The organism is uncultured Alistipes sp., from assembly GCF_910580175.1.
In the GTDB taxonomy this organism is placed as follows: domain Bacteria; phylum Bacteroidota; class Bacteroidia; order Bacteroidales; family Rikenellaceae; genus Alistipes.
Genome location: NZ_CAJTXD010000001.1, coordinates 178155 through 201627 on the forward strand (window position 1 = coordinate 178155; position 23473 = coordinate 201627).

Annotated in this window: 22 protein-coding genes and 1 tRNA gene; 14 read left to right on the forward strand and 9 right to left on the reverse strand. The window is 56.5% G+C overall.

What is annotated here, in order from left to right; genetic code table 11:
* The first annotated feature begins 68 nt into the window (after nucleotides 1-68).
* The 4 genes from QZ298_RS00760 to QZ298_RS00775 all read left to right on the forward strand — a co-directional run bounded on the left by QZ298_RS00760 (nucleotide 69) and on the right by QZ298_RS00775 (nucleotide 3002).
* Nucleotides 69-1355 carry an aminoacetone oxidase family FAD-binding enzyme gene (locus QZ298_RS00760; RefSeq protein ID WP_296004676.1) on the forward strand — a complete coding sequence of 429 codons (1287 nt, stop codon included), beginning with the start codon at nucleotides 69-71 and terminating at the stop codon, nucleotides 1353-1355.
* 4 nt (nucleotides 1356-1359) lie between these two features.
* Nucleotides 1360-1872, forward strand: coding sequence for a hypothetical protein (locus tag QZ298_RS00765; protein ID WP_296004678.1), 513 nt, complete (start codon nucleotides 1360-1362; stop codon nucleotides 1870-1872).
* Complete coding sequence (locus QZ298_RS00770; protein ID WP_296004679.1) at nucleotides 1869-2420, forward strand: cob(I)yrinic acid a,c-diamide adenosyltransferase; 552 nt, start codon at nucleotides 1869-1871, stop codon at nucleotides 2418-2420. Before QZ298_RS00765 ends, QZ298_RS00770 begins: the two co-directional genes overlap by 4 nt.
* 360 nt (nucleotides 2421-2780) lie before the next feature.
* On the forward strand, nucleotides 2781-3002 hold the full coding sequence (locus QZ298_RS00775; RefSeq protein ID WP_087362147.1) for a DUF2795 domain-containing protein: 222 nt from the start codon (nucleotides 2781-2783) through the stop codon (nucleotides 3000-3002).
* Between the two features lie 123 nt (nucleotides 3003-3125).
* Here the strand turns inward: QZ298_RS00775 and miaA are convergent, their stop codons facing one another.
* A complete protein-coding gene (gene miaA, locus QZ298_RS00780) occupies nucleotides 3126-4031 on the reverse strand; it encodes a tRNA (adenosine(37)-N6)-dimethylallyltransferase MiaA (protein ID WP_296004681.1) in 906 nt (301 codons plus the stop codon).
* 192 nt (nucleotides 4032-4223) lie between these two features.
* Between miaA and QZ298_RS00785 the strand changes: the two genes are divergently transcribed.
* The gene (locus QZ298_RS00785; protein WP_296004683.1) at nucleotides 4224-4958 is read left to right on the forward strand and encodes a TspO/MBR family protein; all 735 of its coding nucleotides are present in this window, start codon (nucleotides 4224-4226) and stop codon (nucleotides 4956-4958) included.
* A gap of 11 nt (nucleotides 4959-4969) precedes the next feature.
* Here QZ298_RS00785 and ybaK read toward each other — a convergent pair whose 3' ends face one another.
* A complete protein-coding gene (gene ybaK, locus QZ298_RS00790; protein WP_296004684.1) occupies nucleotides 4970-5464 on the reverse strand; it encodes a Cys-tRNA(Pro) deacylase in 495 nt (164 codons plus the stop codon).
* A gap of 112 nt (nucleotides 5465-5576) precedes the next feature.
* Between ybaK and QZ298_RS00795 the strand changes: the two genes are divergently transcribed.
* The 4 genes from QZ298_RS00795 (at nucleotide 5577) to QZ298_RS00810 (ending at nucleotide 8603) form a co-directional block, all read left to right on the forward strand.
* A complete protein-coding gene (locus tag QZ298_RS00795; RefSeq protein ID WP_296004686.1) occupies nucleotides 5577-6236 on the forward strand; it encodes an HAD family phosphatase in 660 nt (219 codons plus the stop codon).
* Nucleotide 6237: 1 nt separating this feature from the next.
* Entirely contained in the window at nucleotides 6238-6603 is a 366-nt protein-coding gene (locus tag QZ298_RS00800) for a DMT family protein (RefSeq protein ID WP_296004689.1), read from the forward strand.
* A gap of 23 nt (nucleotides 6604-6626) precedes the next feature.
* Entirely contained in the window at nucleotides 6627-7154 is a 528-nt protein-coding gene (locus QZ298_RS00805; RefSeq protein WP_296004691.1) for a hypothetical protein, read from the forward strand.
* A 309-nt stretch (nucleotides 7155-7463) separates the two neighbouring features.
* On the forward strand, nucleotides 7464-8603 hold the full coding sequence (locus QZ298_RS00810) for an acyltransferase family protein (protein WP_296004693.1): 1140 nt from the start codon (nucleotides 7464-7466) through the stop codon (nucleotides 8601-8603).
* Nucleotides 8604-8691: 88 nt separating this feature from the next.
* On the opposite strand, the gene QZ298_RS00815 is transcribed toward QZ298_RS00810, so the two are convergent.
* The 3 genes from QZ298_RS00815 to QZ298_RS00825 form a co-directional block, all read right to left on the reverse strand.
* On the reverse strand, nucleotides 8692-9609 hold the full coding sequence (locus QZ298_RS00815; protein WP_296004694.1) for a transporter: 918 nt from the start codon (nucleotides 9607-9609) through the stop codon (nucleotides 8692-8694).
* Between the two features lie 164 nt (nucleotides 9610-9773).
* Nucleotides 9774-10223 (reverse strand): GatB/YqeY domain-containing protein, encoded by a 450-nt coding sequence (locus QZ298_RS00820; RefSeq protein ID WP_296004696.1) that lies wholly within the window; start codon nucleotides 10221-10223, stop codon nucleotides 9774-9776.
* 25 nt (nucleotides 10224-10248) lie between these two features.
* Complete coding sequence (locus tag QZ298_RS00825) at nucleotides 10249-11724, reverse strand: sodium:solute symporter (protein ID WP_296004698.1); 1476 nt, start codon at nucleotides 11722-11724, stop codon at nucleotides 10249-10251.
* Nucleotides 11725-12188: 464 nt separating this feature from the next.
* Between QZ298_RS00825 and QZ298_RS00830 the strand changes: the two genes are divergently transcribed.
* The gene (locus tag QZ298_RS00830; protein ID WP_296004700.1) at nucleotides 12189-14051 is read left to right on the forward strand and encodes a biotin/lipoyl-containing protein; all 1863 of its coding nucleotides are present in this window, start codon (nucleotides 12189-12191) and stop codon (nucleotides 14049-14051) included.
* 90 nt (nucleotides 14052-14141) lie between these two features.
* Nucleotides 14142-14618: a large-conductance mechanosensitive channel protein MscL gene (gene mscL / locus QZ298_RS00835; protein ID WP_296004702.1), complete on the forward strand. Its 477-nt coding sequence runs from the start codon at nucleotides 14142-14144 to the stop codon at nucleotides 14616-14618.
* 107 nt (nucleotides 14619-14725) lie between these two features.
* Here the strand turns inward: mscL and QZ298_RS00840 are convergent, their stop codons facing one another.
* Entirely contained in the window at nucleotides 14726-15379 is a 654-nt protein-coding gene (locus QZ298_RS00840) for a potassium channel family protein (protein WP_296005126.1), read from the reverse strand.
* 210 nt (nucleotides 15380-15589) lie between these two features.
* On the opposite strand from QZ298_RS00840, the gene QZ298_RS00845 reads away from it, so the two are divergent.
* A tRNA-Met gene (locus tag QZ298_RS00845) sits at nucleotides 15590-15663 on the forward strand.
* 210 nt (nucleotides 15664-15873) lie between these two features.
* On the opposite strand, the gene QZ298_RS00850 is transcribed toward QZ298_RS00845, so the two are convergent.
* Together QZ298_RS00850 and QZ298_RS00855 are read right to left on the reverse strand one after the other, a co-directional pair.
* On the reverse strand, nucleotides 15874-16605 hold the full coding sequence (locus QZ298_RS00850) for a hypothetical protein (RefSeq protein ID WP_296005138.1): 732 nt from the start codon (nucleotides 16603-16605) through the stop codon (nucleotides 15874-15876).
* Nucleotides 16538-17599 carry an AI-2E family transporter gene (locus QZ298_RS00855; protein WP_296004704.1) on the reverse strand — a complete coding sequence of 354 codons (1062 nt, stop codon included), beginning with the start codon at nucleotides 17597-17599 and terminating at the stop codon, nucleotides 16538-16540. Before QZ298_RS00855 ends, QZ298_RS00850 begins: the two co-directional genes overlap by 68 nt.
* Nucleotides 17600-18121: 522 nt before the next feature.
* Here QZ298_RS00855 and QZ298_RS00860 point away from each other — a divergent pair.
* Nucleotides 18122-21430 carry a carboxypeptidase regulatory-like domain-containing protein gene (locus QZ298_RS00860; RefSeq protein ID WP_296004706.1) on the forward strand — a complete coding sequence of 1103 codons (3309 nt, stop codon included), beginning with the start codon at nucleotides 18122-18124 and terminating at the stop codon, nucleotides 21428-21430.
* A gap of 97 nt (nucleotides 21431-21527) precedes the next feature.
* Here the strand turns inward: QZ298_RS00860 and QZ298_RS00865 are convergent, their stop codons facing one another.
* Nucleotides 21528-22571, reverse strand: coding sequence for a DUF2776 family protein (locus tag QZ298_RS00865; protein WP_296004708.1), 1044 nt, complete (start codon nucleotides 22569-22571; stop codon nucleotides 21528-21530).
* Between the two features lie 246 nt (nucleotides 22572-22817).
* Here QZ298_RS00865 and QZ298_RS00870 point away from each other — a divergent pair, with 246 nt between their 5' ends.
* Nucleotides 22818-23408: an HAD family phosphatase gene (locus tag QZ298_RS00870; RefSeq protein WP_296004710.1), complete on the forward strand. Its 591-nt coding sequence runs from the start codon at nucleotides 22818-22820 to the stop codon at nucleotides 23406-23408.
* Nucleotides 23409-23473 lie beyond the last annotated feature (65 nt).

The following is a 23473-nucleotide window of genomic DNA, read 5'->3' on the forward strand; positions in this document are numbered from 1 at the left end:
AACAGGAATGACTTTTTTAGCGGGCGATTGTGGATTATGAATAGCGAAATCCGTATATTTGCGTCCGTATGGAACAAACCGAAACAAAACAACCTGAAGAACGACGCCCCTACGACGTGATCGTCATCGGAGCCGGAGCCGCGGGCATGATGGCGGCAGGCACGGCGGCGCACGCCGGGAAACGGGTGCTGCTGCTCGAAAAGATGGAGAAGTCGGGCCGCAAGGTACGCATCACAGGCAAGGGACGCTGCAACGTGACCAACGCGCGTCCGGCCGAAGAATTCGCACAACAAGTACGCACGAACGCCGAATTTTTTGCACCGGCGTTCGCTGCATTCAACAACAAGGCTACGATCCGCTTCTTCGAACGCCAGGGCGTGAAACTGGACGTAGAGCGCGGCGAACGCGTGTTCCCGCACAGCGGCAAGGCCTGGGACATAGCTAACGCCCTGCTGGAATATTGCGTAGAGAACGGAGTGAAGATACTCTACGAAACCCGGGTCACGGGCATTCTGACGCTCGGCGACCGGATTTTCGGCGTCCGCTATATCAACAAACGAGGCTTCGAACGCAAGGAAGAGTGCCGTCAGGCGATCGTGGCGACGGGCGGCGTCTCCTACCCCGCCACCGGATCGACGGGCGACGGCTATGCCTTTGCGGCCGATCTGGGACACACGATCGAACCGCTGCGGCCTTCGCTGACCCCGCTGGTCTCCTCGCATCCGCAGATCAAATACATGCACGGCCTGTTGCTGCGCAACGTCAAAGCGGTGCTTTACATCGACAACGAACCCGTGCGCGAAGAATTCGGCGAAATCGGATTCTCCGAACGCGGCATCGAAGGGGCCGTGGCGCTCCGCGTAAGCCGCGATGCGGTCGATGCGCTGATCGAACAACGGCGCGTGAAACTGGTCCTCGACCTCAAGCCGGCGCTGACCGCAGAGATGCTGCGCGAACGCATCGCCCGCGAACGTGCCGAAATGGGCAAGACGGACTTCTTCGGGGAACTGCTGCGCAAGCTGGTTCCCAAGGGGCTGGTCATGCCCCTGGCGCAGGAGCTGGACATCCATTCGAAAAACTATCTTTCGAAAGTGACCGATGCCGAAATCGACCGGCTGATCCGCACGCTCAAAAGCATGACGTTCCCCATAACGGACTATGCCCCGTTCGAATATGCTGTGACAACGGCCGGCGGCGTGCGCTGCGACGAAGTGAATCCCCACACGATGGAATCGCTGAAAGTCCAGGGGTTGTATTTCGCCGGCGAAGTGCTCGACCTGGACGCCAACACAGGCGGCTACAACCTCCAGATCGCTTTCTCGACGGGCCGGCTGGCGGGCATGCTCAAAAAATAAGACGATGAAGATCGCACTGTCTCAATGGAAACCGGGATGGACGGCGCGACTTGCCGCCGCAGGCATCCGTCTGACGCGCGCGCGCCACTTCCGGGGACACGGGGTGCACTCGCCTTTCGTCTATGCGATCGTCCGCGAAGTCTTCATGCGCACGACCCTGCTGCCGGGCGACCGCACGCTCTACGAAGCCCTGCTGGCAGCCGGAGTGAGCGAACGCCGGGCCATGCAGTTGCAGAATCTGGCGATTCATGCGGGATACGGCACGTTTGGCCTGAATCGTGCGGATGCGGCATTCTGCATAGCGACGCACGACGTGCCGCGGGCCGAGCTGCTGGCTCTGAACGCTGCAGCCCTACGCACGGGGGCGACTCTGGCGATACTGGAACCCAACGCCGAATCCGAACGCCGCGCACTATGCCGGCAGATCGTGGCCACGCACCGCTCCACGTCGGTGGACAATCGGGCCTATCTGCTGCTGTTCAACAATCATTTGCCGAAACAGCACTTCATATTATGAAAGTATATACCAAGACGGGCGATCGGGGCATGACCTCCCTGATCGGAGGAGAACGGGTCTTCAAGACCGACAGCAGAGTGGAAGCCTACGGCACGGTCGACGAACTGGCCGCATTCGTGGCGCTGCTTTCGGATCGTCTGCGCGGCGATGCGGGCTTATCGGAGCCGAACGAAGACCTGAAACGCATCCTTTCCCGCCTGATGACGGTCGAAGCGCTGCTGGCCGTGGGCGAAGCGGGCAGCTCCCACGTGCAGCCGCTGGCGCCCGACGCCGTGGAAGCACTGGAGCAGCGGATCGACGCCATGCAAGCGGCACTGCCGCCCATCGACAAATTTACCCTGCCGGGCGGCCATGCGGCGGTTTCGCTCTGCCACATCTGCCGCACGATCTGCCGCCGGGCCGAACGGGCGGCGCTGCGGGCCGACCAGGAACATGGCGTGGATGCCACGGCGCTGACCTGGCTAAACCGGCTTTCGGACTACTTTTATCTGTTGGGCCGCACGTTGACCGCCTACTATCGAGTGGACGAAACGCTGTGGATTCCGTAAGAAACCGCCCCATCTCACAACGCCCTGCCTCAGACAACACGGTCTCCAAACGGCGCACGCCCCGAATACGTCTTCGGACATCCGCTCCATCGAAGGTGCACCCGTCGTCCTGAAAAATTCGGCAAATCCGACAGAGTTCCTTTTTCGTTCGGCCGCGGCTGGAAAACTCCGCCCACCTGCGGCAGCCGCTACGCCCATTTCGGGGTTTCGCGTGCCGTAGCCGTCCCCCGGCAGTAAGATATAATTTCGAAAAAATTTGTTTTTATCGTTTTTTTTATACTTTTGCAAAATCGCGCCGCAAGGCGCAAGATCGGCCGCCGGGCGGATCAACGATTGCGTAAACTCAAAAAAACTGATATTATGTACTGGACGCTTGAACTGGCATCGAAACTTGAGGATGCCCCTTGGCCCGCGACGAAAGACGAACTGATCGACTATGCGGTGCGCTCGGGAGCACCGCTCGAAGTACTCGAAAACTTGCAGGAAATCGAAGACGAAGGCGATATCTACGAATCGATCGAAGATATCTGGCCCGACTACCCCTCGAAAGACGACTTCTTCTTCAACGAGGAGGAATACTAAACCTGTTCCGGAGGTAAATACCTCGGGATACGTCTTTTGAAAACTTTCTAATGCGACCTGCGGGTCGCATTTTTATTTGAAACCGGATTTGGAAGATACGGCAGTCGCAACTCTGCAACAAGATCATCCTATTTCCAAGAAAGCTTCGATCAACTGCGAAGCCTCGGCAACGGGATCGCCGTGCATGTCGAGCCAATGGATCGACGGATCCTTGCGGAACCAGGTCATTTGCCGCTTGGCGAACTGCCCGATGGCAATCCTGAGTTTCTCGACGAACTCGTCATAACTGCCGAACTCGCCGTTAAGATAACGCGCGATGAAACGATATTCCAGTCCAAGATTGTAGAACACATCGTAGCCGACACCGGCATCGAGTCCCTGCTTCACTTCGTCGATCATACCCTGCTCCAGCCGCTTGCGCAACCGCTCCTCGATGCGCTGCCGCAACAAAGGACGCTCCCAGGTCACGCCGATCTTCAGCACGTCGCACCGCGGACTGCAAGCACGGGTTTCGGTCAGCGAACGTCCCGAAAGCAACACTTCGCAAGCCCGCACCAACCGTTTTTTGTTGTTGAGATCAAGGAATTCGGGCACCTCGGCAGTCTTTTCCCGAAGCAGCTGCACCAGTTCTTCGGCGCTCATACCCTCCAGCCGTCGGCGCAATGCGTCGTCCGGCCCGGCGTCGACCAGTTCGTAACCGTCGGCAACAGCATTGACATACAACCCGGTACCGCCCACAAGAAACGGCACCTTGCCCCGGGCCACAATATCGTCGATGGCCGCATAAGCCTGCGCCTGGTAGTCGGCCAGCGAGAAATAAGTGCCGGCATCGGCTATGTCCAGCAGATGATGCCGCACAGCCTGCCGTTCTTCGGCGGTTACCTTGCCCGAACAAAGATCGTAACCGCGCAAGATCTGCCGCGAATCGGCCGAAAGGATTTCGCCGCCGTAACGCCGGGCAAGTTCCAACCCCACGGCGCTTTTGCCCGAAGCGTTGGTGCCGACGATGGCTATCAATCGAGGTTTCATAACATGCAATCGTTCGTAAGAAAAATCGGGCCGCGGCCTCTCTTGGGACAAAGATACACAATTCATCGGCTTGTCGCTCACAATCGAAAGCCAAAATGTCGCTTCGCCCCTCGTAGCGGACAAATTCTTGGCAGCGCACGATGCCCCGGCACCCTTTTTGCCGCGCGAACCCCGAAAATATTCGTTTGCACCATGAACAAAACCCCGCAACCCACCTCCCCGCAGGACGCATCGGCCCAACGTCGTGCATTCGCCATCCGCGCAACGGCCTGCCTGCTGACAGGCATCAGCATAGCCGCCACAACGATCAACCTGCTGCGCCGCAAAAAGATGAACCAACTTGTCCGGCGGGGTTTCGAAGTCATGCCGATGCTTGCGCTGGCCTACCTCGGCCAGCGCAACGAACGCAGAGCTGCTGCCGAGATACCTCCGGCACCCCTGCCGTGGTTCCGTCGTTCCCCCTGGGCCTATATCTGGCCGATAATCCTCTGCCTGGGTGTGGGCGCACTGGCCGGCTGGCTGCAACGGGATGCGATGACCGCATGGTACCCCGCGCTGCTCAAGCCGGCAGGCACGCCGCCCAACATCCTCTTTCCGATCGCGTGGGGCATCATCTACATATTGATGGGCATCTCGGCCGGCCGCGTTCTGACGGCGCCGGGCGGGCCGCAGCATGAAACAATGACGATATGGGGCATTCAGCTGGAAGTCAACTTTTTGTGGAGCTTGCTTTTCTTCCTGTGCCGCAGCCCGCTGCTGGGCATGATCGACATCGTGGTGCTCGACGCCTTGGTCGTGCTTTACATGGCTCGCAGCCGGCAGGTGCGCCAGGACGCGATGTGGCTTTTCGTCCCGTATCTCTGCTGGCTGCTTTATGCGACCTATCTGAACGCCTGGATTCTGGCGATGAACGGGCCGGGCATCTGATCGGCACCCCGCTATTGCGCCTGACGGCTGAGATCGGCCGGCGTGGCGCGGACGAATGCCATCAAATCTTGCGGGGCGAGCTTCAGCTGCAACCCCCGCACGCCGGCACTGATGTAGATGAACGGATGTTCGGCAGCCGAAACATGGATGAATGTTGGCAGCGCCTTTTTCATCCCGATGGGCGAACACCCGCCGCGAATATACCCCGTAGCGGGCAGCAGCTCTTTCATGGGGATCAGGTCGGCCTTCTTGTTGCCTGAAACCCGTGCCGCCGCCTTGAGGTCGACCTCGTGATCGCCCGGCACGACGCAGACAAAAAGTCCGTTCCGGTCGCCCCGCAAAACAAGCGTCTTGAAGACGCATTCGATCGGCTCTCCGAGCTGTTCGGCCACATGCACGGCCGCCAGATGCTCCTCGTCGACCCGATAGGGCACCAGCTCGTAGGCGATCCCGGCCCGGTCGAGCAGACGGGCGGCGTTGGTCTTTTCGATTTTCGTATGCGCCATGTTAGCGATGATTGAGTGGCGCAAATGTACGCCATTTTTTGCACAAACGCATGCCCATCGACTGGCCGGACGCAAAAAATCACTACCTTTGCAACACAAAAACTGCAAACCGATGATAAAAGGGGCATTGTTCGACATGGACGGCACGCTGGTGGACAACAGCGCCGTACACGTCAAGGCATTCGAAATATTCTGCGCCCGCTACAACGTGGAGGGATGGCAGGAGAAGCTGACGGGCGTATTCGGCATGGGCAACGACGACATCATGCGCCAAATCATGCCCGAGGAGATCATCCGCGAAAAGGGACTGGCGGCGCTGGCCGAAGAAAAGGAGGCGATCTATCGCGAAATCTATGCACCGACGATCCGTCCGGTCGAGGGGCTGGCCACCCTGCTGAAGCAGCTGCACGAAGCGGGCATACGCTGTGCGGTCGGCTCGTCGGGCTGCCGCACGAACGTGGATTTCGTGCTGGAGAAATGCGGCATCGGCGCCTTCTTCGAACAGATCGTCTCGGGCGACCGGGTAACGCACTGCAAGCCCGATCCGGAAATCTATCTGACGGCCGCGGCTGAACTGGGACTGAATCCGTCGGAATGCGTCGTATTCGAAGACGCCCGCGCGGGCATCGAAGCGGCCCGACGTGCGGGAGCGGGCCGGATCGTGGTGCTGACCACCACCCTGCCGCGCGAAGTGCTGTCGTCGGAAACTGCTGCCGACACGATCATAGACACCTATGCCGACATCGACGATCTCGGCGCAATCTTGCAATAGGATGTTACGAGGAATCGCTGCCGTGGGGCTGTTGGTGGTGTCGAACGCGTTCATGACACTGGCCTGGTACGGACATATCGCATTCAAATCGCGCTTGGAACGCTTCGGCATGGCGGCGATCGTGGTGTTGAGTTGGGGCATCGCCCTTTTCGAATATTGTTTCCAGGTGCCGGCCAACCGCATCGGCTCAGCCCAGTTCGGCGGCCCGTTCTCGATCTGGGAGTTGAAAGTGATCCAGGAAGTGGTTTCGCTGTCGGTCTTTACCCTTTTCGCACTGGTCTTCATGAAGTCCGATTCGCTCCGCTGGAACCACCTGGCAGGATTCGCCTGCTTGGTATTGGCCGTGTATTTTATTTTCCGGAAATAACGCAATACGAACTCTGACGCAAAATGAAACCCTACATCTTGCAAACGGCCGCCCTGCTTACGGCATTCGCCATCGGACTGGCCATCAATTTCTACGGCAGGAAGAGTGCCGAAAAGGCACCGTTTGCCGATCAAGAATTGGAGAACACGATACACGCACTGCGGGCTGACATCTCGAACCTGCAAGAAGAAATAACCTGCCTCCATTCGGAAATCGACAGCCTGAATGCAGCGATCGTCCCAGAATTCGCAGGCGACCGCAACCTGCCCGGGGGCGAGAAACTCGTCGACGGTCTCTATTTCAATCGCACCGGCCATGTGTCATCGAGAATCAAACTCATAGAAAGCCAGCAGACCGCAACGGATCACATCTACGACGAACAAGGACGACTCTCGGCTGTATGCACCGCACCAGTCAACGGCACCTCCTCGGTCACCACCTACGAATATTCGGGGAAAGTAGTTACCTGCACCTACAACATCCTATACGACAAGGACATCCACCCCGACAAGGAACCGGTGTCGATCACGACCGTATATGAATATTATTAATCGTTCCGGACAATAAGGAGCTACTTTGAAATAATATTTATATTTTTGCATTCGGATAGAGTCCGCTCTTTCCAGACATATTGAGAAGAAGCGTTATGCTCATCTTGTAACTTGAAAACGTAGGAAATTTTCAATTAGATGCAAGGATGGCATAGTGGTTCTCACGCTTTAGCGTGGGCTGCTATTACTACATCTGCATCTATAGGTTTCCTACGACCTTCAAGTTAAGACGTGGCATTGCAGTTCCACGCTTCGTGGTTTTAATAAGGGAGAAAGTCTTTGAGGAACTGGAAAGACTCGAAGACATTCATGGACAAAAACGATTTGCGCTCACAAAGTTTAGATTTGTTGCGCTTCCCTTTGGCGGTAGTCGTGTTGGTCATCCACACATTCAGCACGTCCGGATTCAAGCTGCAAGGAGTTTCCATCTCGCTGGCCGATGCACCTGTTCTATTAGAAGTGAACCACTTTATAGACGGGTTTCTTCGAGGACAGAGCGTGCCGATATATTTTTTCATTTCTGGGTTCGTATTCTTTTGGGGTGTGGAACTGACCAAAGAAAAATACTTGCAGAAACTAAAAAACAGAGTAAAAACTTTATTGATTCCCTACGTAATATGGAATACAATATTCGTTTTGAAAGCATTCTTCCTGCATCTTCCATGCTTTTCGTCTCTTTTCCCCAATCTTCATAAAGTTCACTTCGACTTCAGTCTGTCGGCAATATTGGAAACCTTTTGGGACAACTCAAAAGGCATATTGACAATGCCTGCGTCTGTAGATGACGCGGCTTCGGCAGCTATCTATCCGGCTGACGTTCCTTTGTGGTTTATTCGGGATTTGATGATCGTAATATTGTGCACACCCATACTTTATCGGATATTGAACCATACACGCTGCTATTTTGTATGGATGTTGGGCGGTCTGTGGTTTGCTTTAGCTTATCGGGACTTCGGACACGCCTATCAATTGCTGACCGCTTTCTTCTTCTTTTCATGGGGTGCATACATGAGTGTAAACAAAAAAGATATGATGCACGAATTCAGCCGTTTCTTCAAGGCATCCCTATTGCTCTACCCGCTGTTGGCTTTACTATTCGTTTGGTCTGTACATTATTTTCCCAATGCTTCGGATACGATCAAAAGATTGAATGTTGTTGCAGGCTTGTTCTTTGCCTACAACACATCCTCCTGGCTATTAGCACATCACGTCTGCAAAGTCAGCCCTTTCCTCGCATCTTCGAGTTTTTTTATTTATATCGCCCACGCCCTAATATGCGGTAATTGTCTGAAACTTTTGTTCTCCATATTCCGCCCGGCTACAGATTTCGGCATGCTTTCGATTTACATTTCGGCAGTTGCAGCCACTTTAGCCATGCTTTTATTGAGTTTCTACCTTTTGAGACGTTATACGCCAAAGCTCCTGAAAGCGATAACCGGAAGAGAATAAAAAATCAACATATCCGTACTCGGTTCACATACTGAAAACGGCGATGTCAATAGATATGACACCACCGCCCCAACCGACAGATTTATATTTAATCTTTCTTTGTTTCTCTATCCTTTTTGTAGATTTGATAGCTGTTCACGAAGTTCTGCCAGACAATATAGGCCGTAGGAGCGATGGAGGAAATGGGATCGAGGAACGACTGGGCCATCCATACGGCGAGGACAGTATTTTTTTGTCCGAGGGACTGTCCTCCGGCGGCGGGATCGCCGAACCGGCGCCCGATGCGCCGACCGACGACGAACTGAATAAGGCAAATCGCCAGAGCCACGAGAGCGAGCCACAACTCCACAGACCGCGAAACATCGCGTAAGTCGATGATGAAAGCCGTGGTACGGCCGATCGTGACGATCAGAGCCGCCAGCCACATGTAGAACGAAATCTGGCCGTGCGCCCCCACCCAACCGGCGAATCGGGGCACAACGAACCGGCAGCACTGAGCGGCGACGAAAGGCATGATCAGCAGCGGCGCAATGCGCGAAAGAATCTGGACGAACGAACAGACACCCGTACCGGCGAACGTAAGCACCGCCGGCGCAATGACCGCAATGGCCATATTGCACACCAGACTGAAAGACGCCACCGTCGCCACGTTGGCCCCCAGCATGCCGGCAATGACCACAGCCGCCATGGCGACGGGTGCCAGCACGCAGATCATCGCTCCTTGCGCCACCGTCGCATCGAGAGGCAACAAAATAAAATAGACCGCGGCGCACGCTGCCAGCTGAAAAAGCAACAGCCACACATGGAGCATCGAGAAACGCATTTCGCGGGGCCGTACACGACAGAATGTGACGAACAGCATCAGGAAGATAAGCGTCGGTGTAATCATCCGCCCCGACCACTCTTCCAGCGCCGTGGCAGGACGACACAGCAGCGCCCCGACGACCATAGCCAACGGCATGGCAATGCTTTTCAGATTGCGATGAAACAATTCGGACAGACGCATAGAACTACACGATTTTTATCGGAACGCTCGCACATTCCTTCACATATTTGCTGTATTCGATCCGGCTGGGTAAGTAAAACCGCCCAGCCTGTTGGCAGTCATGGCAGTCCTGCACTGCGGCCCGCACATTAAGAAGCGTCAGCCGCCGTTGCATGAAAGCCGTCCTACCCCAGCAACTCCTTGACTTTGGCTGAAATGTCCTTGCCATCGGCACGGCCGGCCAGCCGCTTCGAGGCCACGCCCATTACCTTGCCCATATCTTTCATGGAGGTAGCTCCGACCTCGGCTATAACGGCCTCGACTTCGGCAGTCAATTCTTCGGACGAAAGCTGCTTGGGCAGAAAGCCCTGAAAAACGGCTACCTGCGCCAGCTCCTCCTCGGCAAGATCAGGGCGATTCTGCTGCGTAAAGATGGCGGCTGAATCGGTTCCCTGCTTGGCGAGTTTCGCAAGAATCTTCAGCACATCGGCATCGGGCAGTTCCGTAATTCCAGGCCCGGAAGTCTTGGCTTCGATGATATACTTTTTTGCATTGCGCAAGGCGGCAAGACGCACGGCGTCCTTGGCCTTCATGGCATCCATGATGCCCTTGGAAATCTGCTGTTCGAGAGACATAACAAAAAATGTTTATGCCCCAAAGTTACGATTTTTCCGCAACATTGTCCGCCTTTTCGCATCCTATGGAAAGCAAAAACAGCCCCGCCATCACGAAAAGCGCATTGTAGACCAGCAGTTCGAACCCGATGCGGTAGTCCCACCATTGGACCGCGGCATACTGCAACAGCGCGCTGAACACCGGGCCGGCAAGCGCCACGAGCGGCACCCACCGGTCGCGCACACGCCGCCGCGAGCACATGCCGAAAAGGAACAGCCCCAGAATCGGGCCATAAGTATAGCTTACAATACGGAAAAACAGATTGATGGCGTTGTCGTCGGCGAAGTACCCCACCCCAAGGATCACGACAGCCATGCAAACAGCCATCGCCCCGTGCACCCAGCGGCGCACACGGGTAAGCCGCACCTCGCCGAAGCGCGCCGGGCCGTCGAGCAGATCGACCGTAAAGGAGGTCGTCAGCGCCGTCAGGGCCGATCCGGCGGACGAATAGGTGCTGGAGATCAGCCCGAGCACGAAAACGATGCCCACCACAGCCGGCAGACCGCCGTCGACAGCCACCAGCGAAAAAAGCTGGTCGCTTTTGGGCGGAAGCGCCAGCCCGGCACGATCAACATATAAATATAGGAGCACGCCCAGCACGAGGAAAAGCAGGATCACGACGATCTGACAAAAAGCGGTCAAAACAATATTGCGTTGGGCATCGCGCGGCGTGCGGCACGATAGGTTGCACTGCATCATGTCTTGATCGAGGCCGGTCATGGCGACAAGTACGACGATGCCCGCGATGAACATCTTCCAAAAATAACGATCCGAAGCGGGATCGTCGAAGAAAAAAATACGCGACATGGGCGATGCAGCAACTTCGTGCATCGCTCCGCCGCCATCCGCCCCCAGCGTCCGGGCGATGAAAACGATGGTCAGCACCAGACTGCCGACCAGGCAGAGCGTCTTGAGCGTATCGGTCCATATCAACGACCGCACGCCCCCTTGCCGCGTATAAAGCCACACGAGCAGCACGGTAATCGCAGCGTTGAACCAGAAAGGCAGCCCGTAGTGATCGAAAACGAGCAATTGCATGACGGCACAAACGACATAGACACGCAAGGCAGCCCCCAGCATCTTGGAAACGAAGAAAAAGCAGGCACCGGCCCGATGGGTAACCGTGCCGAAGCGCTCGTCGAAATATTGGTAGAGCGACACGACTTTCAGCCGGTAGAACATGGGCACCAGCACGAAAGCCACAATGAACTGTCCGATGGTAAATCCGGCGACCATCTGCATGTAGGAAAACGAATCGACGGCGACCGAGCCGGGCACCGAAATGAACGTGACGCCCGACATGGCGGCGCCGATCATGGCCAAAGCGGCCATGTACCACGGTGTGCGGCGGTTGCCGGTAAAAAAGCCGGCGTTGTCCGCACGCCGGCCCGACAGCCAGGCGACGAGGAACAGCACGGCGATATAACCTAAAACCGTGAGGATGACAGCAATCGGAGTCATAGAACTATCAACATTGCAACCTAAAAAAAACACGGACACGCTTCAGATCGGAACAACCAATAAATTTCATCGGCGGCCGCGGCTTATCGAGCTGTGCAGGCCACTGCCGACAACAGCCCACAAACATCCCCGCAGGCCGCAAGAGTGTTTGCGAATAAACATAAAAACGATGACAAAGATACGAATAAGCGAGGGCAAAAGCAAGCTCGCTTGCATTTTGCCGAGCGTGAGTATCTTGGGCGAAGCCAAAGTTCGAATAAGCGAAACCATGTGCGCTTGCATTTTGCCGAGCGTGAGTGTCTTCAATCTTCAGCAAAGCCAATGTGCGAATTTCGACGCCCCGGCGCCCCCGATCGGTAAAAAACGCATCGATTAGTTGGAAAGTTAGGCGCGTTTGTTTATTTTTGTTTGCCGAACAGCACCTCGAACATCGAGAAACGAAACATTTCAAACCATAGATTTGTATGGCTAAAAAACTTAAAATCAGAGACCTTACACTGCGCGACGGACAACAATCTTCGTTCGCCACCCGCATGACCCAGAAGCAAATCGACCGCTGCCTGCCCTATTACAAGGAAGCGAACTTCTATGCAATGGAAGTCTGGGGCGGCGCCGTGCCCGATTCGGTAATGCGTTATCTGAACGAGAACCCTTGGACGCGTCTGGAGACCATCCACCAGGCCGTGGGCAGCGTATCGAAACTCACAGCGCTTTCGCGCGGCCGCAATCTTTTCGGTTATTCGCCCTACACGGACGAGATCATCGACGGATTCTGCCGCAACGCCATCGAGAGCGGTCTGGGCATCATGCGCATCTTCGATGCGCTGAACGACGTGGATAACGTGAAGTCGACGATCAAATATGTCAAGCAATACGGCGGCATCGCCGACTGCGCCGTCTGCTACACTGTCGACCCGAAATATCCCGAACCGGGCTTCCTCCAGAAGTTGTTGGGCAAGAAAAAGCCCGCTCCGGTCTTTACCGACGCCTATTTCTTGGACAAGGCCAAACAGATGGCCGCGCTGGGCGCCGACATGATCACGATCAAGGACATGTCGGGTCTTATTCCGCCGCGCCGCGTTGCCACGCTGGTCAAACTCTTCAAGCAGCACCTTTCGATTCCGGTGGACTTCCACACCCACTGCACCCCGGGCTACGGCCTGGCTTCGGTGCTGGCGGCAATCGTCGCAGGCGTGGACATCGTGGACACCAATTGTTGGTACTTCGGCGGCGGCACGGGCGCTCCGGCCATCGAACTGGTATACCTGTTCTGCCAGAAGCTCGGCATCGACACGGGCGTGAACATGGAGGCCGTAGCCAAGATCAACACCCAGCTGCGCGACATCCGCAAGGAGTTGAACCAGTCGGTCTTCGGCACGGAGAAACCCGAACCCCAACCGTTCAACCCGCTGACCGACAAGCTGCCCGCCGAGATCGACGCGCTCTTCGACGAAGCGATCCGCGCGGCCAAGGCCGACGACGAGCAGGCCACGATCGACGCCTGCCGCAAGATCGAGGCTCATTTCGGCTTCCCGGCCCCCAACGAGTTGGTGCAGAAGGCTGAAATCCCGGGCGGCATGTATTCCAACATGGTGGCCCAGCTCCAGCAGCTCAAGGCCGAAGAGATTCTGCCTCGCGCCATGGAGTTGATTCCCTCGGTGCGTCTGTCTGCCGGTCTGCCGCCCTTGGTAACGCCGACCTCGCAGATCGTCGGCGCCCAGGCCGTGAACTGCGCGCTCGACGAAAAGGCAGGACGCCCGATGTACTCGAACAAGAGTTCGCAGTTCGTGGGCTTGGTCAAAGGCGAATACGGCAAGACTCCCGTGAAGATCGACCCCGAATTCCGGTTCAAGATATGCGGCATCCGCGAGGAAACGCCCTACGACACGTCGAAATACCAGATGCAGCCCAATCCGGAGCTGCCCGAGGCCGGCGGTGCGAAGTTGGCCGCCACGGAGAAAGAGGTGTTGTTGCTGGAACTCTTCCCGCTGGTGGCGAAGAAATTCCTTACCGACATGAAAGTCAAGGCTTATGAAGCCCAGAAGCCGGCTGCTGCGGCCGCAACGCCGACAGCGGCTCCGGATGCCGAAGCACAACCGGCGGTCGCCATCACGGGCAACACCGTGAACGCGCCCCTGCCGGGCCGCATCATCGAGGTGCTCGTCAAGGTGGGCGATACCGTCAAAGCCAACGACGAAGTGGTCGTGCTCGAAGCCATGAAAATGGAAAACTCCATCACGACAGACTATGCAGGCAAGGTAAAGCAGATCCTCGTCGAGCCAGGTCAGACGGTACCTACGGACGCCGTATTGCTCGAAATCGAATAAAAACAGCGATAAGCGAAACGAATCGGGTGCGGAAAAGAATTTCTGCACCCGATTTGCTATTCCATGCAGAGGTTAAATACAAAATCTGTTATGGCATTTTTCAAGGAATTCAAAGAGTTCGCCATCAAAGGCAATGTAATGGACATGGCCGTGGGCGTAATCATCGGCGGTGCTTTCGGCAAGATCGTCGCATCGCTGGTCAACGACATTCTGATGCCCCCGATCGGCGCGCTGCTCGGCAACACCGACTTCTCGCGGCTGCGCGTGGATATTTCGAAAATGCGCGACGTGACTTCCAGCGCCGTGCAAAGCGTGGGCAGCGTGGTAACGGGCAATCCGGCTGCCGGAACGCCGGCCGCAGCGGCAGAACCCATCTACTGGAACTACGGCGCCTTCATCCAGCAATGCGTAGACTTCACGATCCTGGCTTTCTGCGTCTTTTTGATGGTCAAGCTGATGAACAAATTGATCCGCAAAAAAGAGGCGGCTCCGGCCCCTGCGCCCGCCCCCACCAAAGAAGAACTGCTGCTTGCGGAAATCCGCGATTTGTTGAAGAACAGCAAATAACGGCTTCCGTCGCCAGGCATCAAAAAAGCTCGTTTCCGAGCTTGTTCGAGCGGCAGGAGCAAACAAAAATACACCCCGAAAAGTATCTACAAAAAAAAGAGGCCGATCTATTGATCGACCTCTTTCTTATGCGTATACTCCTGCAAGACGTAGGTAGTGAATATCGGGAAGAACATCATGCCCAACGACGGCAACATGACACAAAAAATCTTGCCGATGGCTGTAACCGGGAAGATCTCGGCCCCGACGGTCGTCACATTCATCCAGGCCCACCAAAGCGCGTTGCCGAAACCGTGCAATTTGGGATTGACAGCCTCCTCGTACTCATAAAAGACCAGCCCCGAAATGTAGGTAAACACAACGACCGTAAAAACATAGGCTACCAGCATGCGCCGCATCTTGTTGCTGCGGACAAGCCAGCGCACGATAATTACCATAGCCAGGAAAGCCCGCAGCACGGGCATCAGCCCCACGATCACACCCCAGTCGCGCGTTACCTCGATGCCGCTCCAATTCAGGATGTTCAGCCAGGGGATCGAAATCAGCAGAAAAAGCAGGTTGCGCCAAAAGAAACGACTCCTGCGCTCGGCCGCGGCCCACTCGACAACAAAATCGAGCAGAAAAAGCAGGCAGACAGCGAACTGCACCTCAAGATAAACGGGCGAGAAATGGTTCTCCCTCCCACCGATGATTTCCCACGAGAGCGCGGCAAGCAAGACCACGCCCGCGACAACGGCCAACATCTCCAACATGTTGCGCATGCGCGTATAACGCACGGGCGAATGCGGCAACTGTTTCTGTTTGTTCTTCATACAACCGAATTTAAACACACGGACAGCATGTCCGCACACGACGGCCTCGAAGACAAAATCGATGCCAGAACAGCGAATCGCAGTTTTTCGGCCATTTTCTCCGCAAAAGATTTTGCACGATCGAAAAATTCTGTTATCTTTGCACTCGCTTTCAGCAATGGCGGGATAGCTCAGCTGGTTAGAGCGCATGATTCATAATCATGAGGTCGAGAGTTCAAGTCTCTCTCCCGCTACAAATTCGAAATCAAGCACTTGCAGTTTTGCAGGTGCTTTTTTCTTTCCGATTTTTCGCTGAATCCCGAAAAATAGACCGCCTTTGTATGGCATTCGGTGGCATCTGCATTCCGGATGCACTCGCAAAAAACTTGCAAAAAATGGCTGCTATTTCTCTGAAATCGGATCGGAACCGGGCGGCCGCACCTCATCGGCAACAGCACAAAAGATCACTTCCTTGACCGGCCAGGCTGGACCGAAAACGCCGTCGGCTCGCACAAGAAATGGAAATCGTGCAACATGTCGTCATCAAGCCGCAACGCTACCTTATAGCATCCGGGCCGCAAAGCAGGCAGTCTGAAAAAGGCGCGACTGCGAAAACGATTGTCGTGATCCGTCGAATCGCGCGCAAAATCATAGGACGCGATGAACGCAACAACCGGAACGCCGCAATCGGACGCCACCTCCATGCGCAAAATCCCCGATCCGCTGCCTTGGGCCGCGGTCAATTCGGCCCGAAACTCGATCGGCCGTCCGGCATCGAGTACTTCTTCGTGCCTGGCCGGAATCCGCAACCGCACCTCCCGGGACGGCTGCGCGACAACAAGCGGCGAGCCGCACAGCACCAAAGCAAAATACGACGACAGCAGGCTGCGGCGCAAACGAATCGCCTGGCAAATATGATCGTAAAAACAATTCGATTTCATTCGACAAATAAGTTTGACGGCTGCAAATATAGACAAAATCGCATTACTTAATCGAAAAAGTAATATATTTGCAAAAAAAAATCGGTATTGTAAATTTCCATGTCGACAATACAGCCGCCCCTGCGGGCCGCGACCCGACCAGAAAAAAAATCCGACCGGCCCGGCGAGTCGATCTTGCCGCCCCGAACTATAAAAACTCTGTTTTCTCCGATGAGGGGCGAGCCGGATACGAACCCGTGCGGCGGTGTCCTTCAAGATAACCGCGTTTGAAAAGATCGACGCAAAAGATGAACATCGCCAACATCAGCGGCCCGAAAATCACTCCCATGAAGCCGAACAGAGACAATCCGATCACCACCCCGAAAATGGTTACCAGCGGGTGGGTATCGGCCAGTTTCTTCTGCATGATGAAGCGCACTACGTTGTCGACATGCGTCACGATCAACATGCCATAGGCGCAAAGCCCCAGGGCGGCGCCCCAATTGCCGTCGAGCGCCATATAAGCCGCCAACGGCAGCCACACCAATCCCGTGCCGATGATAGGAATGATGGTGGCAAAACACGTGGCCACGCCCCAGAACAGCGGACTGGGCGCTCCGAAAAGCAAATACCCCAGATACGCGACTACGCCCTGCACGATCGCCAGCAGAGGGATGCCGATGGCGTTCGAGCGCACGATCAGGTAGATTTCGCGCATGACCTTGCGGCCGGTCGATCGGTTGAAAGGCAGCATCTCGCGGACATAAGCCTCCATGCGTCCGCCGCCGATAAGCATAAAATAAAGTACGAAGAGCAGGACGACCATGCTGAGCGCAAAATCGAGAATGCTTTTGACGATCCATTGTCCGATCTTAGGCAGATAGGCCAAGAGCGCCCGCAGGTTGTCCTCCTGCCACAGATCGTAGCCCGTCCGTTGGCGGATCAGATCGGCGAAATGTTTCAAAGGAGTAAGAATCGACTGCGGATCTACCGTGATGTCCTGCACCCGTACCACCAGCATCCAGATAACCAGGCTGATCGGAATCAAGAACAACACGATGCTTTCAGCCAGCAGCACCGAAGCCGCCAGACTGCGCCGCCAGTGCCGCCGCTCGGTCAGATACCACATCTGCCCCCGCAGCAGCACATAGATCGTGGCCGCGCCAAGCAGTCCGCCCAAGAAAGGCACCAGCTCGACGAAGATGGTCACGCCCAGCCCCACGATCAGCACGAACAGCGAATAATGCCAATATTTTTCACGAAACGACATCGTGGCCGCCGTCGCAAGGAATGTGCCGCAAACCCGAGTTCTGCACAAGCCCCCCCCTGCCCTTGCGCCCATCCGGATGCTCCGGCCCTGAAATCAGCGAGCGTCAATTCCGAAACAATCTCGCTGCGCCCCGGCGCCCGAACTGCAAAAAAAAATCGACAATAGCCCACGCACGCCGCATATTTTTAAGGAATGAAGATAAATTGTTGAAAAAATTTTCGCATATTCTTTTCCGTCTTATTGATAATCAAGCTATATTTGCAATATGAAACGATCGGATCATATTTCTCGCAGTTCGGTACTTCGGAACAGCAAATACCGATGCTCAAGAGAAAATATGCACATCCGACAGCGATACGCATCGTTGCAACCGCATGACGATACAGACAAGGGGAAATTCCGCCAGGGATGTTTCCCCTTGTTGTTTTTTCAGGCCGCCGCAAGCACTGCCCGACTCCCGCAAACGGGACTCTGCGCGGCATCCTGCTGCGAACCCTTTCTATTCACTAAATATCAAACCGTATGAAGAAACTTTTACTTTCGATGCTCTCCCTCTTCGTTGCGGCGGCGGTCTCCGCCCAGGTAACGACCTCGGGACTCAACGGTACGATTACCGACCAGCAGGGACAACCGCTGGTGGGCGCTACCGTAATCGCCGTGCACACCCCCTCGGGGACGCAGTACGGCACCGTGAGCGACACGAACGGCCGCTACAACCTTCAGGGGCTGCGTCCCGGGGGGGGGTATACGGTAACGTTCTCCTACGTGGGCTACCAGAGCGTGGAATTCCCGGGTCTGACCCTATCGCTGGGCGAGACGCTCAAACGCGACGCCTATCTGCGTGACAACCAGGAACTCGAAGTCGTGGTCGTCACGGGCGACGGCGCCAACAGCTCGATGAACATCAACCGTGCAGGCGCCGTGACGAGCGTTTCCAACGAGCAGATCGCCATGCTGCCCTCGGTAAACCGCAGTCTGAACGACGTGATGAAACTCACGCCGCAGGCTTCGACGACTTCCTCGGGTCTGGCCATCGGCGGCGGCAACTACCGCCAGTCGTACGTGACGGTCGACGGCGCCTCGTTCAACAACATGTTCGGCATCGGCACCAACCTGCCCGCCGGCGGTTCGCCCATCTCGCTCGACGCCTTAGAGCAGGTGTCGGTAGCCGTGACACCGTTCGATGTACGCCAGAGCGGCTTCACGGGCGGTGCGATCAACGCCGTGACCAAATCGGGCAGCAACGAAGTGAAGGTCTCGGTCTACGACTTCTACCAGAGCGACGCATGGCAGGGCCGCCGTTACAAGGACAACGGACTGCTTCCCGTCAACGAGGACATCCGCAACACGCTCGGCGTGTCGGTGGTCGCCCCGATCGTGAAGAACAAGTTGTTCGTCTTCGCCAACTTCGAGTACGAATGGAACAAGACTCCGGGCATCACACGCCTGGCCCGCCCCGACGAATCGCAGAAAGAATGGGGCGGATCGACTTCTTTCAACCGTCCGACGGTGGGTCAGATGGACGAAATGAAAAATTTCCTCGGCGAGAAGTTCGGTTACAACCCCGGGCGCTACGCCGACTACTCGCTCAACGTCCCCAACTGGAAGTTGATGGCCCGCGCAGACTGGAACATCAACCAGAACCACTCGATGAACGTACGTTTCAGCACCACCAAATACAAACGTTCGTCCGCCCCCTCCAGCTCGATCAGCCCGATTACCAGCAGCAACGCGACGACCTACGACAACCGCAATGCCGGCCGTCTGTCGTACTGCTCGCTCTACTATGAAAGCGCCCGTTACTACCAGGAGCAGAACTTCACGTCGGTTGCTGCCGAGCTGAACTCGCGCTTCCTGGACGGCAACCTGACCAACACGCTGCGCTACACCTACTCGCACCAGAACGAGCCGCGCAGCTTCGAGGGCGACCTCTTCCCGACGGTCGATATTCTTCAGGACGGCGATCTGCTGACCACGTTCGGCGTCGATCCCTTTACCTACGGCAACCTGCGCGAAGTAAGTTCGCACATCGTCACGGACGAGGTGGGCTACATAACGGGCATCAACCGCTTCACGTTCGGCTACCAGTTCGAGCATGACAACACCAAAAACGGTTACATGCAGGGCGGTGCCGGCTACTACATCTACGAGTCGTGGGACGACTTCGTCAACGACCGCTCGCCGCTGGCATTCGCCATCACGCACGCCAACCGCACCGACCTGAAGCAGGTGTATCCTTCGTTCAACTACATGCAGCACTCGATCTATGCGCAGGACGAACTCTCGATCAGCAACCGTTTCAAGGCCACGATCGGTCTGCGTCTGGAACTTCCGGTCTATCCGACGATCGCAGGCAACGAGAATGCGGAATTCACGCAGCTTTTCGCCGACAAGGGCGGTTACAAGACTTCCGACATGCCCAAGGCTCGCCTGAACTTCTCGCCCCGCATCGGTTTCAACTGGGACATGACCGGCGAGCGCAAATACATCTTGCGCGGCGGTACGGGTATCTTCACGGGCCGTGTGCCGTTCGTATGGATCGTGTCGGCCGTGGGTAACAGCAACTGCATGCAGGCCCAGAGCGTCCTCTACAAATACTCGGCGGACAAGGAGGGCAACCGCGTGCCGACCGGCACCGTGATGCCCGGCTTCCACACCAACGTCAACGACATCCTGGCCGACCTCTACGGCGGCTCTTTCCAGCAGAAGGATCTGCCCGCTCCGGCCCAGCCTACCGTCATGGACAAGCATCTGAAGATGCCGTCGACATGGAAGACCTCGCTGGCTCTCGACCTGAAGCTCCCTGGCGACGTGAACCTGAACATCGAGGGTATCTACAACAAGGACATCAACTCGGTGGCCGTTACCAAATTGGGCCAGGAGGAAGTCGAAGGCGGCATCCAGCTGCCGGGCGAACCCGAGGCCCGCAAGTTGTGGACGTTGCAGAGCGACAAGCAGCTCTACCCCAAGCCGGACGCCAAGCCGGGCATTCTCAACAGCAGCAACCAGAGCGTGACCCCCTATCTGATCCACAATACCGACATCGACGGCTACTACGCTTCCGTGACGGCCCAGCTCTCCAAGACGTGGAACTTCGGTCTCTCGGTAAGCGCAGCCTACACCTATGCCGCATCGAAAAACGTGATCGACGGCATCGGCGACCAGGTAACCTCGGCCTACAACACCAACACCTTCTGCCGCAACGGTTCGAACACGCCTGAATTGGGTTACTCGTCTTTCGTATCGCCCCACCGCATCATGGTAAATATCGGCTACCGCCTCACGGCCCCCAAGTCGGCCACCACGTTCGGTCTTTTCTATGAGGCTTACCGCCTGGGCTACATCGGCAACTACTCCTATTCGCGCTACTCCTACACGATGGGCAACGTGACGGGCGACGGCGGTGCCGACGTCCTGCTCTACGTGCCGACCAAGGAGCAGCTCGACGGCATGACGTTCGCCAAGGAGGGCCAGAAGGAGGCATTCTGGGAGTTCATCAACCAGGACGACTACCTCTCGAAGCACATCGGCGAATACACCACGCGCGGAGGTGCCGTGATGCCGTGGCGCCACGAGCTGAACTTCAAGTTCGCCCACGACTTCTATTTCAACATCAAGGGCAAGCGCAACGCGCTGACCGTGGGCGTCGACGTGAACAACATCGCCAACCTGCTGAACCGCAACTGGGGCAATGTGGAACAGATCAGCTCCAGCCGGCTGCTTACCTACAAGAACGGCACCTACACGTTTACCCTGCCCAAGTGGTCGACCAAGGCCAGCTCGGCATCCACGTGGTCGGCTCTGTTGAGCATCCGTTACACGTTCAACTAAACATCCCCTGCGGGATAATACGACACAAGCAAGCGACCTGCCTTCGGGCAGGTCGCTTTCATTTGCAGGCATCCGATTCGTCCGGCACCCGCCTCCCTCACTTTCGGCTCGCGCCGCTTTCGAGAATCGAAACGATCGAATAGAGCGTGAAGCAGATGGCCCCGAAGCCGGTCAGCACACGGGCCGGCACGAAATATTTAGGTGCGAAAAGCGCCGCTTCGAAAAGGAACGCAGCCATGAAAAGGCATGTCAGGGCCGTCAAGATGGGGATGACAGGTATCCGCTTGGCCAACGGGAAATCGGCGTGCCAGATTTTGGCCAACAGAATGACCTTGCTCGATATGCTCCAACAAATCAAGGCCAGGCCGAAAAGTACGAAGCCGACGAAGTTGATCGGCTGGCCCCGCAACACGATAAGCATGATAACGCCAAGCGCGAAAGCCAGGAAACCCATGACGAGCGCCAGACTCTGCCACCGCGACTTCTCGCGCATGGTATAGCTGCCGCGAATCTGCCGGGCGATGCTGGCAACCAAGCCAATAAGCGCCGTGCAGACGCATGCGATGCCGAACATGACACTCCCGGCAACAATATGGGCGGGCAGCGTGCCCCGCACGAACAGCAGGATGCACCACACCCACGCGGCGAGGGCTGCCACGACGACTATGCCGATCAACGTAGCAGCCTGCCCCACAGAAAAGCCCTCCGGATTGATCGAGAACGAGGCATCGGCGGAGTTATGCGGAATCAATCCGAACCGCGACGACGACGTAGCGGCCGTCGAGACGCAGACGGTAATCAAACCCAGACCGCAGACGACATGTCCGGTAATCAACGAACCGGCCATGTGCGAAGTGAGGATGAAGATGCCGCACACGAACGTGGCCAGGGCGAATGAATAGCCGATGGCCGGGAAGATGTACTTCGAAGCCTCGTTATAGGTGCCGATGATCTGCCGGATGATGGTGGCGGCAGTAGAATAGAGCGCCATGCAGATCGCCCCCAGAAAAAAGACGACCGGGCCGGCCGTAAGACGGGCCGGATCGGAACCTGCGGTATAGATATAAGCACCGTAGGCGAAGCAGAAAGCGGCCATCGCAAGAGGAATGGCGCGAAACAGAACGCTGATACCGTGATTCATAATCGTATATGGATTTTCCGGCCCCATCCGCAAATACCGGGCCAAGACTGCCCTGCCAAGCGGTCGGCACCCGACCGCAACGTCCCATCCCGAACCGGTGCGTCGCAGCAGGAACCAAGGTTGTTTTTGCCTCCCCATTGCAGGGATCGGATTTCCGCTCAAACAGGCGCCGCCCTGCAATATCCAAATAAATTTGGCATTGCCCGCGCCTTGCACTATCTTTACCGGGCAAAACCTGATGCAACCATGAAAAATATCGTTTTCGATCTGGGCGGCGTACTCTTTGCACGCGACAGAAACAAATGCACCCAGGAATTCATCGATTTCTTCGCATTCATCCGCTCCGAACGGATGCCCCGTTTCTGGGAGGAGTACGACCGCGGCACCTCCACGCTGGACGAAGTGACCGACACGTTATGCGCCATGCACGGCTGTCCGAGAGCCGAATGCGAGGCCAACCTGCGCCGCTCGATCGACCTGCAAGAAACCGTAAAGCCCACCGAACGACTGGTCTACGATCTGAAAGCGGCGGGCTATAAACTCTACGTACTATCGAACATGTCGCGCGAATTCATCGACTTCCTGCGCCGCTTCCCGGTCTACGAACTTTTCGACGGCGAGGTGGTCTCGTGCGAGGAGGGCACCGTGAAACCCGAGTCGCGCATCTACGAAATTCTGCTCGAACGCTACGCGCTCGACCCCGCCGAAACGCTTTTCATCGACGACCGCTCGGCGAACATCGAAACCGCCGAGCGTCTGGGCATCCGCGGACAGGTGTTCGACAGCCACGACCCGGAAAAGACCTGCGGCGAACTGCGAAACATCTTGCTAAAGTAGCCGGACGGCGCCCACCGGAAACAGAACTGCCATACCGGTTCCGTTCCATAGTTCCTGCCCCCGCA